Genomic DNA, 13,011 nt, shown 5'->3' with positions numbered 1-13,011 from the left:
GGGCCCTCTCCGCCTCGCGCACCCCGATGCGCTAGCGGAGAGCGCTGGCCGTTGACGGGCCCAGCCCACGCCGTTGTGTCCACGGCTTGTATCTCAAATCAATGGCTGTTGTTCAGGACAACCATCTCAGCGAACTCCAGCAGGCTCGTCATCTGCCCGCCTCCCCTACGACCGAGGTGGTGGCCTGCGATGCCGATGGCCGTTGGGCCATCACGATCACATCGGATCGAGTCGCCGATCATATGCACCACGTCCCCGGATCCGAACGCGGCACCTGGGTTGACTCCCAGTTGATCACACGCCCATTTGTAGATCTGAGGCTCGGGCTTTAGGAAGCCCAGTTGATAGCTGTATGCGTAGACATCAAGGTTGGGGAACAGGCTACTTACGACTGCACCATAGGGCTGAGCGAGGTTGGAGCATATGGCGATGGCCACGCTGTGCTTTTGCAGCAATTCGATGCCGGCCAAAGCATCCGCATAGGGTTCCATGCTGGCCAAATCGGTATCCAGCACTGCCTGAATTTCAGCCAGACGCCCCTGAGACAGATGGATACCCAGGTGCTCCGCCGCGCCCTCAAGGCCGCAATCCAGCGTCATTACGAGACGGGCATCATTTGGCGTGGGACGTCGTCCTTGGCGAAGCCCCTCCTTGAACAACAGGCGATAAGGTTGAACCGATGCCTGGCTGGAAAGGATTGTTCCGAAGGCGTCCAAAATCACTGCTTTGATCGTCATGATGTCCCCGACTTAGGATCAGACTCCAAGCTTACTACGGGTGCCAAAGGTGCGGATCTGCGAACCGAGGCTTCAGATGGCCACCAATGATTTATGGCGACTTGATGTGACGTCAGTCCACCCTGTCGCCGGTATGCCACGCTGAACGTGAGTTATTGCAGGGAATAGATTTCCGCTCCATCATCGGCTCGGAAGCGTTGAGTCAACTGCCTCGACGCGCGACTGACCGTGAGTAGAGTCAATGAGTATTACGGATAGCGGCGCATTCATACGAGAGGTCAAGAAGGCCCCTCAGATTTTCTACACCATTCACTACTCCTGCCAGAGCCTGTACGACGACAACGAAGGCCTCTCGCCCCGTATCACCTCCATTGCCATTACGCACTACGCGACCGGCCAGGCAGTTAGTTTCTCGACGCACTCCATAGCTGAGGAGCTTCGGATCGCCCGCGAGGACGTTCTTGGCAGTTTTGATTCGGTAGAGCTTCAGTTGCTAACTGGTTTCTATCAGTTCGTCCGTGATCGACGTGATAAGTACTGGGTGCACTGGAATATGCGCAACCTAACCTACGGCTTTGAACACCTTGAACATCGCTACCGAGCATTAGGGGGGAAAGATGCATCAGTCATCCCCGTGGAGCGACGGCTGAATCTGAATGATCTACTCGCAGACCGTTATGGCTCCAATTATGCGCATCACCCGAAGATGAAGTCATTGATGGAGCTCAACGGTGGCATCCCCCGGCATTTCCTTGAGGGCAAAGAGGAAATCCAGGCCTTTGAGAACAAGGAGTTCATCAGGATGCACAACTCAACGTTGTCAAAGGTTGGGTTTCTGAACTCCACCATCAGAAAAATGGTAACCGGAAAACTCCGAACTGCTTCGAGAGGATTTGGCGTTGCACTTGACCGTATTTTCGAAGGCAGGTCAGCCAAAGCGATTGCCCTGGTGGGTGCACTGCTTGGAATTGGAGTTGGGGCTTGGCAGTGTATTCTCTGGCTGAAAGGCGTCTAGCCGGCTCGGTGAGCAACTAGGCGATATGAGTCGGTGCCGGGGCGGCTCCAAAGCTGGTGATAGGTAGACCATGAGCACTGATGCAGAATTCGAGGCCATTAAAAGTCTCACCCGAGTAGCCCTACCTCAAAGCAACGCCTACCTGTTTCGTTTGGGTATTGCCTTGTATGGTTTCGCGTCGATCGCCAGCTTCATGGCCGAGGTTAGCTGCCACCTTGACTCCACTTTGAATCGGACGAAGCTTGAAGAGCAGATGGGGGGAGGATTGCTCAACGTCTTTCGACAGGCTGTGGAGAAAGGGGCTCTGTCCAACCCTGATGTCAGCGTACCTGGCCATTTGGCGGCTGACTTGTTTCAGGCGATGAACGCACAGCGCTCGGACATCATCCATGCCTATCCCATAACCAATCCTGAGGGGGAACAGATCCTCCATCGCCGCAAGGACAGTCAAGGCAAATACTTCGAGGTGACGGATGTATTTCTGGACAGCTTCAGTTCGCGCTTGCACGAGTTGACTCTGCAGCTGTACGCCATACGGAAGATCGTGCGGCCCGATCTGGGGGACTAAACGGCAATTACTTCTCAGCCCCCACCTGGCCTAGCTCAGAAGTCGTCGCTGCGCTCAAGGTCATTGGTCGCCGAGCAAAAACCATGGCACCCGATCCGGGAAAATTAGTGACGCGCAGATTGCTCCGATCCTCGTCGCCGGATTCTGAAGCGAGGCGTCATGAACCATCTGCGGCTTGCACACTTCCTCCCAGCGCTGAACGACATCCGCCACCGTCCAAACCTTTTGGCCAATCTGGAATACGTGGTTTATACCGTTGTGAACAAATGGCTGGCTGAATTCCAGGTAGCTTTGCGGAAGGAAGATTTTGAGGTGGGCGTGATCAAGGCTTGCCAGGTTGTAGTCCAGCTCTTCTTCGAGGGAGTGACGGCGACTGAGGAGTAGAACGAGCGCCAACGTTTCCGAAGGTGAACTGCTCAAGCGTTTTAATTGCGCAGGGTCTTTGTCTGCGCGCGCCTTGAGATAGTCGTACACATCCTCAGCCGACAGCAGCGGCCGAGCAAGTCGCCCGCCATGCTCAATCAGCGCGTTAATCAATGTACTGACCACTAATTCGGCGAGGCCGTTGAATTCATCAGTATTGGTGGCTGTGAGGAATGCAACCCAGTAAGGAGCCTCATCTTCGCTCATGCCCGCACTGGCGCTAGCGTAATGCGTGATTATCAGGCCACTCATCTCCTCCAGGGCCTTTCTGAGATTAGCGTCGCTAAGGCCAAGCTCCCGAGCCATATGCAAAGCTGCACCTGCCCAACCCAATATCCGGGAAATACGTTGCGGCAGGTAAAATAGGTCGGGAATTCCATGCCTGCACAACGAACTGGGGTTCTGCTGGAGCCCTTTCACGATGTCCCAAAGCAGGTACTCCACCTCTGCCACGATCTCATGGGCGAGCCCTCCCATACATTCGTGGGAGGCCCTGTCTTTCTGGGATGACTGAAGAAGCAGTGCAGCGCAGGTCGCGCTCAGTTCCACGCGGGAAAAGCTATTGGTGTGGCGCCGTGCCACTTTCTCCAATGATAGCCAGATACCGCCAATGAACGAGCCAGCTGCGTTGGGTATCTCGGCCAGACGATCAATGAACTTGGAAAGTACGTGGAAAAGGCGTTCAGGCGTGAGCTCATGCTCCGGGGCAAACATCAACTTGTAGAGTTCGGCAGAGTCGCTGCTGATGGCTTGCCCGGCAGGAGAAGCGGGAGAAATACCAGTGATCCCCAGCAGCGAGGACACTGAATTGTCGGAGGCATGCGGATTACCGAACAGAGGCATGGAGCCGTACAGGTTGACGCCCCATACGGATGGCATTTGTCTTCCCTGGGTTTGATCTGAGACGAACTGGGCGGCTGGACGGCCTATGTCCAGCAAATCAATCATGGGTGCTCGCGACCCCGTGTCGATCTCCCCGTCTAGCACCTTGAGCAACGCGAGGGTTCCATAGCCACCTCGATTGGTCTCACCAGCATACTGATCTGCCGCTGACGATACGAAGAATGAGACGCCGAATGTTTTGGCCTTGCCGATGACTTCTGGCTTGAGCAAGATACCCAGATTGGAAACCATTCCACCGGCCTGGCACGCATCAATGATGACATTGCAGTGGGCCGCTTTTAGTTCGTTGAAATATTCAAAAAGTCGACTGAGAGCAAAACCCGTAGTGGAAAGACGATCAGCGCGGGTATCGCTTAGGCAGAGGAAATAGCTGTCGTTCGCCTCGCCGCCATGGCCAGCAAAAAATAGCGTGAAGCTCTCGATTTCATCGTACCTGTCTTGTATCTGAAGTAGGGTCGCATCTAGCTCACCTCGACCCGGAGAACGGAGCAAGTAAGCATCCTCTGGAGCGATACTGCTCAATGACCCTGTCGACAGGGCAGAAAAAATCGAGAGCGCGTCACGCTCCGCGCCAGATAATGGGTCGAGCGGAGGAAAGCGGTAGTTATCACATCCGATGCTCAGTAAAACTTTAGCGGCCATCACTGCTCCCTAGTACGAAATTTAGCTTTTCGCGCAGCTTCCGCTGCCAAGGCCTGTGTGATTTTGATCTTCTTGACCTCCTCGACCCTGGCGAGCAGTTGCGGCTCGTGCAGCGAGGGATCTGAGTGGAGGCGCTTCGCGAGGCTGGGATGCATGCGAAATTCTGGCAGCGATACCTGGCCATCTCGGTCGACCGAGTATTCGACTGTCTCGATTGCCTTGAGCATCTGTTCACCCAGGGTACCTGCGGATCCATCAATGACATTGCCATGTTCTTCGCAGGTATCGGAGAGCATTCTGTAAAATGCTTTCGCATAGCTGTCCGCCATGCTATTGGATATCTCATCAACCGTGCGCTCGATGACGTCGAGCCTGCCCTCCATGATCTCCTCGAAGCGCAATCTTGTTTCGTGTTCGATCGTCTGCATCTGGTCAACGCGATCAGGATCGTAACTGTGGTGCGATTGCCACGATCCGCCATGACTGAATCGCTGGACGTCATCGCCCCCACCTACCTGTCGTTGTGCCCGGTTGAGCTTTTCCCCTGTGGCTTGCATGAATGCTTTCATTACCAGCTCTGCTTGCGCATCAAATGGGAAGGGATGGACTTTGTCCCGCATGTTTCACTCCTCGCAAAACCCTTGAGCGATCATAGGGCGGTACGTCCTAAGGAGTCATCTAGAGGGCGCTACGGCCCTCTAGCCGACCTCACAACCCCAGATCGCCCGAAAACCCCGCATCGCGCATAGCGTTGGTTGCATGCCCGTCCTGAATTAGTCTTTGCGTCAGATAACGGTACATTTGCCAGCGCAGCCGCATACGTATCTCAACGGCCCCGCCGTACTCGTAGTACCAGATTGACGGTGACGAAGCCAGAGCTTTGGTCAAGGCAGAATAAGCCGCTTGGCCAATGGCGTTGCGATGGATTCGCACCAAATCGTCCAGTCCGGATCGTCGCTGGAAACTCGACAATGCCTTCTCAATCTGCTTCGCCAGTTCCGCACTGTGAACGTCGGCGGCCATTGAGCATTGACAGGCCAGCTATGTTGCCAACTGCAAGTCGAGATGACGGAAAGCGCAATGCTAGCGTCGCCATCGTCATCTTCGGCCGGCCGACGTCCGGTCAAGCACCGCCTTCGAATGCCCGACCTCCCGCTCAATATCAACGAATACGCTTTCCAACCCTGGATAGCGACCGCTTGACCGGAGTTCCGCCACCAGTGATGACAGTTCAACGCCCTGTTCCGTCGACATTTGCAGATCGCAATACACGACATCTGTGCAGTCCCGAGCAGAAGCAATTCCACCACTAGGCCGATCGCGCTTAAGGACTGGGTGATCTTCAGGCACCAGCCCCAACGGGAGTGAGTTAATCAGCTCAACTGACGCCGGTCGGCGGTAGCCTTTCCCGAGCAGCACAAAGATGGTGTCTTCCGTTTCAAAGATCCCACGGCCATCGTATTCCACCGCCGGCCCTGTCCTAATGACGCTTCCCTTTCCATAGTCGCCAGCACTGTGAAGCGCAACGTGATACCCGAAGAGCACCATCGGCAGGCGCAGCGTAGGAGGAGGATCCCTATGTTGATCATCCGCATGCTGACCATGAAAGTCTGAGGTCTGGTCAGACGTAACCAGATTCGTCGCGTCGCCATTTTCCAGATCGAGCACAATCCATGAGAACAACGCGCAGTGGGGTTTCGAGGTTGTCGACCCTAGTATCTTCAGGCGCTCAGCATCAGCATAGGTCGCGCCCTCAATCTGCTCACCGCCTAGCCTGAGCACCTCATACAAATCCGTATTGGCCATGCTGCCTCCAGCAATCTTCAATGTGTGACAGGGGCGTAGAGAGTTCTATTGCGACCACTCGACAAGGTTCTACAGGTGAAAGATCAATGCACACTGTTAGATACGCACGGACGGACTCGGGGTAGCCGCCGCAAGCCCGCAAAGCTATTTCCGCGAGCCTCCACGAGAAAGTAATGACTCCGTCCACAGGTGCGTGCAATTTTGTAGTCGCCGTCCTCTATCAACTCCCTGACTTCCGAAGTGCAGATCAACCTCCCATCGGCGAATCGACCGCTGAGATCCATAAAAACTCGGCCTGTCAGGCATGGGTATTCAATTTCGGGCAGCCAGAGAATGGCGCTGACCGGGGCCTTGAACTTGAGCGCTGCTGCCGCAAGAACTGCAGGAGGCCAATCAAGCATCATCGTCATCATGGTCTTCTACCGAGTGCTCTGAAACGATTACATAATGATCGGCACCGTCCAAGGTTTGGAACAACTTGAAGGCACCCTGCGTTGCAACGAGCCTTACCTGGTGGGTGGCCACAGTTATCCCATTTGGGATCTCGCCAGATTGAGCGAAGTAAGCAGTGGCTGCGTAGCGATCACCTACCTTAGCGCCATTGCATAGATACGCATCTACAAAAACTCCCCAGTCGCAAGCCATCGCCTGCTCGACCTGGGCAGGTAGACGATCAGGTGCACCTGTTGCGCTTGTCGTTGCCGAGTGGCTGTCGATAGGGAAAATATTTGATTTCAAAACACAGGTGCTCTTCATAGGTTGGTTGGTAACTGGGTGTTCCTGGGTTTGGGCCTTCTTGCCTTTGCTTTCCTAGTTCAGCTTTAGAGCTCGATCTCATAACTGTCGTTAAAACCAGTGGCTTCCTTGGGGTAGCCACGAGGATTCGATACAACCCTGCACCCGGCAAGCTCTACGTCGACCGCTTCATGGGTATGGCCAAACACCCAGAGATCAGCCTGCTCAATGAGCAATGGCCAGTCGTTGGTGTAAGCGGCATTGAGATGACCTTGATGCTTGCCACCAACGACTGCCGGTGTCGGCGCATGGTGAGTAACCACAATCGTCTTGCCTGAATGGGGCTTGGCAATCTCTTCCGTCAGCCATTGTTTCGCCGCCCGATTCTTTTCGATGATGTCTGAGGGTCGTAAGCGCCGATAACCCGCGTCAGCACGGATGTACGTGAAGTCGTTTATCCATTCCCACGCCATCTTGCTGGCGGCCACTTGGTCTCCCGTGGCAGTGAAATCAGTCCATCCAGCCGTGCCAAGGATTCGCACGTCGCCAATGACCAGGGACTGGTTTTCTAGAATGTGCACATGAGGTGCCGCTGCATCGCGCATTTTCTGGAGTGTGCGATCGAGGTGGCCATCATAAAACTCATGGTTACCGACGACATACACGGTGGTGCAATTGAAGGTGTCATTGGCCCACCGGACGCCTCGGGCTTTTTTGTCGATATCCCCGGCGAGGATCACCAGGTCGATGCTCGCGTCCAACGGCGGTGGATCGAAGCGGTGAAACTCGGTGTGTAGATCTGAGTAAATGCGGATTTTCATAATATGGACGCAAGCAATATTGAGGCAATTTGAAGGCGTGAGATACGACCGGTTGACCGGTTGGCCAGGCTAGACGAGGGACGCTTAGGTCTTCCTTTTTTGCTTCCCAGTGGATCAATCGTTGAACGGTTTAGGCTTATATTGGATTACCCGGCGCGTCGACCTGATCAGTGAGCAGATCGGCTGGTTGTACAACCCCGCGCTGATACGCCTGCTGGTCGGGCTGCCCCTTCACTGTCCGCCAAACGTCCTGTGGCTGCCATGCCGGAAATCCGCGCATGACACCGAACCCAAAGCGAGTTACATAAATGCAAATATATACGGTAGAGTGTAACTGCGCAACATGGCCTGATCCTGCCTTTTGAGGACGGGACATGTCGCTGAAGGTGCCCCTTGCTGCAGTACTCCGGGCTTTGCGGGCCGCTAAGCGTTTGCCCCAGGAAGCACTGCCTGATGAAGGGAGTGCTAGGCAATACATCGGCGATCTTGAGCACGGCAAATCAAGCGTCACGCTCGACAAACTTGAGAAGCTCTCTGACTCGCTGGGCCTTAGCCCCGCTACCGTCGTGGCAGCGACGATGGTCGTCAAGGATGGCGGGAGCATCGAAACGATCCTTGCTCGTCTCTCCGAAGAGCTCAACGCCATTCAGGCGTCAGGACAACTAACACAGGCCCTCGCCCAGGTGGTCGATGGAAGGTTGGTCGACCGTCCCAGAGGCACAACCGTAAACGCCGACCTGCTCGCCAAGGTGCTCGCGTGCAAAGCGCGGGGCATGACCCAGGCTGAAACGGCTACGGAGCTGCAGGTGAACAAGGTTACTGTCCATAGATATTGGAAGCTGGGCTAGGCGAGTCGCCACGTACGCCAGCTGGATACCTAAAGCTGGCACACTGCAACGGCCAAATTGTCACCTGCGGCAACTACAGGTCTCGCAGACCGGGCGACATTGCATCTGCCCGGCACAGCTTCGGCTCAAACTCTACGACGATCTTCCCGACCTGTCTGTTAGATTCCATGTACCGATGAGCCGCGACGATCTGGTTGAACTTGAACACCTTGCCCACGATGGGCCGCAAGACGCCTTGTCCAGACCGTCAGTTATGAAATCCTTGGCACGATTTATACTCTCCTCATCCTGAGTAACCTCGAACAACTGGTAGCCCCGGATCATCAGGTCTTGCCAAGTAATCCCATCACCGGGAGGCTAATGTCAGTCGTCGCCAAAGCGCCGTACTGGTAGAAAATCCCAAGATAAGAGAGTGACCGCAGGATATTTCCTACCTCGGGGCCGCCAACAAGAACAAAGGCCATTCGAGCGCCCTTCCCATCCGTTATGCAGGCCACTTTAGCGACTAGATCCCCTTCAGAGATCGGCATCACGTGCGGCCCCGCCCGAATCCACTAGCGCCTGGCGCTTCTTCGAGGTACGTGTCAGAGCCACGGGAATAGCGCCCAGAGAATTGGCGATTTGAATAACTGCCAACCCCACACTGCTCGACGCAGCTATGATTAGCACGACCTCGTCCTTCTGAAGTTGGTCGATGTCGACCAACGCCCTTAGGCGGTGACGTACTTCATCCAGGTCGCAGTTGCTAATATGGAGGACAGTCCGGCAGGCTGCTTGACCAGCGTATGCGCTGGCGCGATTACGGCTTCGCCGTACATCCCGTAGTCGACAAAAGATGACGCCGGGATCACGTTTACTTCGTCGCCAACAGCAAAACTGGTCAGGCCTAATCCAGCCGATTCGATCGTGCCGGCTACAGACCGTAGCATTCCAACGTGGCTCTCGGCACGGCCAGCTTGGGATAGATGGTTGATAGCCAGTCGATCGGCGCGTTCGGATCGAAATCTTGTTCCATGCTTCGCAATTGCTTGAGGTGTGGAAAGTCCCTTGCCGCCGCACCTAGCGCCGCCATTGCCTCAGTGATGTCGCCAGAAAGCCGGTATCGCTCAACCAGCGCTAACGCCATGCAAGCTTCCACGTTGGGCGATACCTTGATGCCGGCGTTTGTATACCGTTTTTTGTAGTACTGATCGAACTGCTCCTGGTGCTCTGAAGGTGTCCACCCCGTATCACTTCCCATCAAGGCCTGGGCAATCAGCGAGTCGACACCTGGTTGATTCAGTAGGTCGACCTCTGGTTTTGTGAACTCCCGTCGGTTGGGCGCTGTTTGAAGAAAATAGTTAGCCAAATAGGAAAATGCCAAAAACGACACCCTCATGGGCGCGGACATCTGAGCCTGCAGTCTGGATCCTTTGTCTATGACAGGCGTTGGATGGCGAAGCTTGCGGTTGGGAAATTCGACCAAGCATTGATCAAGAAGGAGTACGAGCCCTTCCAGGTACCGTCGAGAAGTATGGGCGTTCAGGCCCTCGGGATCGTAAAGCCAGGCCGAAGGATCAAGCTTGATCCTCAGCAGGTGCGGGTTATCCCACTCGTAGTGATATGGCTCATGCTCCACCTTGTCCGCTTTGCGCACGTACTCGATGACCACCGCCCGTACGAGTCGAAACAACCCTTGGAAAGTGAAAGTCAGCTTGTCAGCATCTTCATAGGTTTCGCCGTGGCTTGTGAAATGCAGAAACTCTTTGGTTAGCGGCTTGAGGGTGTGGACGTAGTTGGAGCGCACGCCATACAGATTTTGCAGTGCCGCCTCCAGGTCGCGCCGGCCAATCGGATGCTTTTGGGCGTCGGCCTGAGCAGTGAAGTAGTCCGCTGGCAGGTGCGCCAAGATGAACTGCACAAAGCGATGACCCAAGCGCGGATAAATGACGTCCAGAACCGCATCCTTCACCGCTTGCGCAGGCTCGTCATCGATACCCGCCAGTGCCTTGTCCACTCCGCGCCGTTTGTCTTCAGGAACGTCGGGCCATTTGGGCTCATGCCCATCAAATTTCTGCACCAGAGATTCGATACACATGACCAGGAGCGTGTAGGCCAGATTGAGGTCGTCACTCATCCTATGGACGGCGGCAACATAGGTTCTGATCGACTGAATGACGGCGAGATAAGTCTCGCGCCGCAGCCCGATCAACTGCTCGGTGAAGTCTTCAAACGCTTTCATTTCTACAAGCGTGGCGCGCACTGAAGGGTCGTAGTACCGCATCAAGCGCTCACGCGGGTGCGATTCACCAGGCCGGCGTTTTTGATTCAGCAATCGCTCGACAATGTGGACATCGGGGGAGCAAATGACCTGTAAGCTGAACGAGGCAACGTCGGCAAAGTCATCGATGTAGGCGCCCATCGTCCTGGAGTGAAGAATGCCGGGAGCTGGTTCGGCAGCTTCCATGTACTCAGTCATCTCATACCCAAGCGCTGTCGGGGTATGCGAGGTGTCCATGCTGCTCAACCTACCCACCTTGGTGGTGACCTGGTCTACGACTGCGAGATCGAGGTTGGTGTAGACGACACCCTTAAGAAGAGTTGAACGTGGATTTTCACGGTTCGTGAACAGCTTTCCTGTCGCTGCTTGCAGCATGGGCACTCCCTGTCTGATGAACTACTGTGTTCGAACGGTGCATCGCGACGCGCCGGGGACGTAACGGCCTTCCATGGTAGCCGAGGCCACCGGTGAGTTTTAAAAATTTCCTGGCAACGCCGCCATCTGGGCCCACGCGTAGCATTCATCACCAAGCATGCTCTTCAGAAAATCATGAGATGTGTGAAACTTGACGGCGACTGGGCTGGTGAAATCGTTGATAGCGGCGTATGAACTGGCTTTGTCGCGGATGAATTTCAGCGCAAGAATGTCGTTAGGAAACTCGGGGGCATCCCATTTCGAATAAGGTTTGTCTACCTCCCCCATCCTAGCCAAGTCATACCACGCTCGCAGCTTGATCAATGGGTTCAGAAGTAGAACCCCGTCGTCCCGACGCCGCCACGCGTTCTCGCGGGCAAACGCCTCAATCATTCCTGGATTCGCAGCGTCATAGGCTTCCCAGGCTGAAGGGAGAATCGTGATCCCGATCCATTTTTCCTTCTGTTCCGCCTGGTAGGCTTCGATCAGAGCTTTACCGAAATAGACCTGATGTCGGCCAGAAGAGTCGAGTTCGACCTCGAACTCACCGAATGAAATCGCGCCTCTAGCGGGAATACCAGCAGCTAGCAAGGCGGACAAGACCATTCCGCCAATGGCATAGATATCCAGGAATGCCCAGTCACCATACCCTTTTGGGTCTTGGTAGAACACAAACGTGTCAGAGAAATAGATGGTTTTAAATAAGGCATTGAGTTCTTCCCATCGCCCGAAAGTCTGAAGAGCATTATCGACGACGGCGTAAAATTCTTTGACGGATTTTGTTTCTACAAGCTCGCTGAAACCCAGGATATCAAGAAAAAGCAAATAGCGCCCTTGGCTCAAAATAAAACTCCATTTTTTATGCTAAGAAAGTCACAAACGAAAGCTAACAAATACACCAGTAGCACGTGCCTTGCACAGATTTAGCTTTTATGTCTTCGGCCTGCCCTACAGAAAATAATTGAGCACATGACGCAGACCAAGTAAGCTCCTAATGCCTGCGACCAGAAAGCCAGATCATCGACTCCTTCTCAAAGTGTCTCCTGCTATGAGCCTGAACGCGTAGCCCTAAACTCATTTAGTATTCTTGCGCCGTTTAGATGTCGCTTTGCTTTTTTGTTCAGTGACTGCTGGGAGTCTTGCTGCACGACCTGGATCAAGCAATGTCATTATGTCGATTGGTTTAAAGTCATAATCGTTCGCAAGGGCGTCGAGTTCCGCAAGAAAGCGGGCAGCCTTCACAACTTCCGGATCTCGAAGAAGAGGAACTATCGCCTCATACTCCAAGGTGATTCTATTGCTCAACTCGAAGAACTCTTGAACACTAGTCATTGGTTTTCTCCTCACTGGCAGGCTCATCACTATCTGCCTCCGCCACCAGGGCCGGCACTGGTGAATCGATGACTGGCTTAGGGGGTAAGCCCACAGTGAGCATGGCATCACTGTCGAGCACGGGCTCCCTCTTAACGCAGGGAGTACCATTACCGCCATTCGGCTGCAGCCGGTCGATCAAGTCCAGCAACCCTGAGGTCGTGCGCGTCTTCATGCATAAAGGGCCGTCAGGTGCTTCAGCTCCTCTACTCCCAGCTACGGTACCGTTTGCACTGCCAGCGGAGCTTTTGTACCTGGACTCAAGAAGATCAAATACCTGAGCGAACGTGTAGCCATGCTCCTTGGCTAGCGCCTCCAGCCGAAGGTAAAACTCGACGTCGAGTTTGTAATCAACCTCTTCCTGTTGCTTCTCTAGCCCGCGCAAGGCCAATTCAAGCTCGTGCTGCTTGCGTCTAAACTCAACGAGCGTGTGTGTTCTGACCATGCATGGCTCCGGCTATCTGGTAC

The 13,011-nt window shown here is 54.6% G+C and carries 15 protein-coding genes; 3 read left to right on the top strand and 12 right to left on the bottom strand.

The annotated features are described in order from the left end of the window. Positions 1 to 98: 98 nt before the first annotated feature. Positions 99 to 737 (bottom strand): HAD family hydrolase, encoded by a 639-nt coding sequence (locus A7K61_RS10915; protein ID WP_044308074.1) that lies wholly within the window; start codon positions 735 to 737, stop codon positions 99 to 101. Positions 738 to 978: 241 nt separating this feature from the next. Here A7K61_RS10915 and A7K61_RS10910 point away from each other — a divergent pair, with 241 nt between their 5' ends. Then, positions 979 to 1,752, top strand: coding sequence for a hypothetical protein (locus A7K61_RS10910; protein ID WP_044308075.1), 774 nt, complete (start codon positions 979 to 981; stop codon positions 1,750 to 1,752). 70 nt (positions 1,753 to 1,822) lie between these two features. After that, positions 1,823 to 2,320 (top strand): hypothetical protein, encoded by a 498-nt coding sequence (locus A7K61_RS10905; RefSeq protein WP_044308076.1) that lies wholly within the window; start codon positions 1,823 to 1,825, stop codon positions 2,318 to 2,320. Between the two features lie 60 nt (positions 2,321 to 2,380). Here the strand turns inward: A7K61_RS10905 and A7K61_RS10900 are convergent, their stop codons facing one another. The 6 genes from A7K61_RS10900 to A7K61_RS10875 form a co-directional block, all read right to left on the bottom strand. Further along, entirely contained in the window at positions 2,381 to 4,288 is a 1,908-nt protein-coding gene (locus A7K61_RS10900; RefSeq protein ID WP_044308077.1) for a caspase family protein, read from the bottom strand. Further along, the gene (locus tag A7K61_RS10895; RefSeq protein ID WP_039588504.1) at positions 4,288 to 4,908 is read right to left on the bottom strand and encodes a hypothetical protein; all 621 of its coding nucleotides are present in this window, start codon (positions 4,906 to 4,908) and stop codon (positions 4,288 to 4,290) included. Before A7K61_RS10895 ends, A7K61_RS10900 begins: the two co-directional genes overlap by 1 nt. Before the next feature lie 88 nt (positions 4,909 to 4,996). Then, positions 4,997 to 5,311, bottom strand: a complete 315-nt coding sequence (locus tag A7K61_RS10890) for a hypothetical protein (RefSeq protein ID WP_044308078.1) — start codon at positions 5,309 to 5,311, stop codon at positions 4,997 to 4,999. A gap of 75 nt (positions 5,312 to 5,386) precedes the next feature. Further along, a complete protein-coding gene (locus A7K61_RS10885; protein ID WP_235389248.1) occupies positions 5,387 to 6,094 on the bottom strand; it encodes a hypothetical protein in 708 nt (235 codons plus the stop codon). A 393-nt stretch (positions 6,095 to 6,487) separates the two neighbouring features. Next, complete coding sequence (locus A7K61_RS10880) at positions 6,488 to 6,832, bottom strand: hypothetical protein (protein ID WP_235389249.1); 345 nt, start codon at positions 6,830 to 6,832, stop codon at positions 6,488 to 6,490. An 83-nt stretch (positions 6,833 to 6,915) separates the two neighbouring features. After that, on the bottom strand, positions 6,916 to 7,650 hold the full coding sequence (locus A7K61_RS10875; RefSeq protein WP_069557542.1) for a metallophosphoesterase: 735 nt from the start codon (positions 7,648 to 7,650) through the stop codon (positions 6,916 to 6,918). A 374-nt stretch (positions 7,651 to 8,024) separates the two neighbouring features. Between A7K61_RS10875 and A7K61_RS10870 the strand changes: the two genes are divergently transcribed. After that, a complete protein-coding gene (locus A7K61_RS10870) occupies positions 8,025 to 8,498 on the top strand; it encodes a helix-turn-helix transcriptional regulator (protein ID WP_083263072.1) in 474 nt (157 codons plus the stop codon). A 73-nt stretch (positions 8,499 to 8,571) separates the two neighbouring features. On the opposite strand, the gene A7K61_RS33660 is transcribed toward A7K61_RS10870, so the two are convergent. The 5 genes from A7K61_RS33660 to A7K61_RS10835 all read right to left on the bottom strand — a co-directional run bounded on the left by A7K61_RS33660 (position 8,572) and on the right by A7K61_RS10835 (position 12,988). Next, a complete protein-coding gene (locus tag A7K61_RS33660) occupies positions 8,572 to 8,706 on the bottom strand; it encodes a zinc-binding dehydrogenase (protein ID WP_256557769.1) in 135 nt (44 codons plus the stop codon). Positions 8,707 to 9,411: 705 nt separating this feature from the next. Continuing rightward, positions 9,412 to 11,133 (bottom strand): hypothetical protein, encoded by a 1,722-nt coding sequence (locus A7K61_RS10850; protein WP_069557540.1) that lies wholly within the window; start codon positions 11,131 to 11,133, stop codon positions 9,412 to 9,414. Between the two features lie 99 nt (positions 11,134 to 11,232). Then, the gene (locus A7K61_RS10845; RefSeq protein ID WP_069557539.1) at positions 11,233 to 12,015 is read right to left on the bottom strand and encodes a hypothetical protein; all 783 of its coding nucleotides are present in this window, start codon (positions 12,013 to 12,015) and stop codon (positions 11,233 to 11,235) included. Between the two features lie 231 nt (positions 12,016 to 12,246). Beyond that, the gene (locus tag A7K61_RS10840; RefSeq protein ID WP_044308085.1) at positions 12,247 to 12,504 is read right to left on the bottom strand and encodes a hypothetical protein; all 258 of its coding nucleotides are present in this window, start codon (positions 12,502 to 12,504) and stop codon (positions 12,247 to 12,249) included. Beyond that, complete coding sequence (locus A7K61_RS10835) at positions 12,497 to 12,988, bottom strand: hypothetical protein (RefSeq protein WP_044308086.1); 492 nt, start codon at positions 12,986 to 12,988, stop codon at positions 12,497 to 12,499. The genes A7K61_RS10840 and A7K61_RS10835 overlap by 8 nt, the downstream gene beginning before the upstream one ends. Positions 12,989 to 13,011 lie beyond the last annotated feature (23 nt).

It is taken from the genome of Pseudomonas sp. AP42, assembly GCF_001728935.1.
In the GTDB taxonomy this organism is placed as follows: domain Bacteria; phylum Pseudomonadota; class Gammaproteobacteria; order Pseudomonadales; family Pseudomonadaceae; genus Aquipseudomonas; species Aquipseudomonas lactis.
This window is presented reverse-complemented; position numbering and strand designations above follow the sequence as displayed.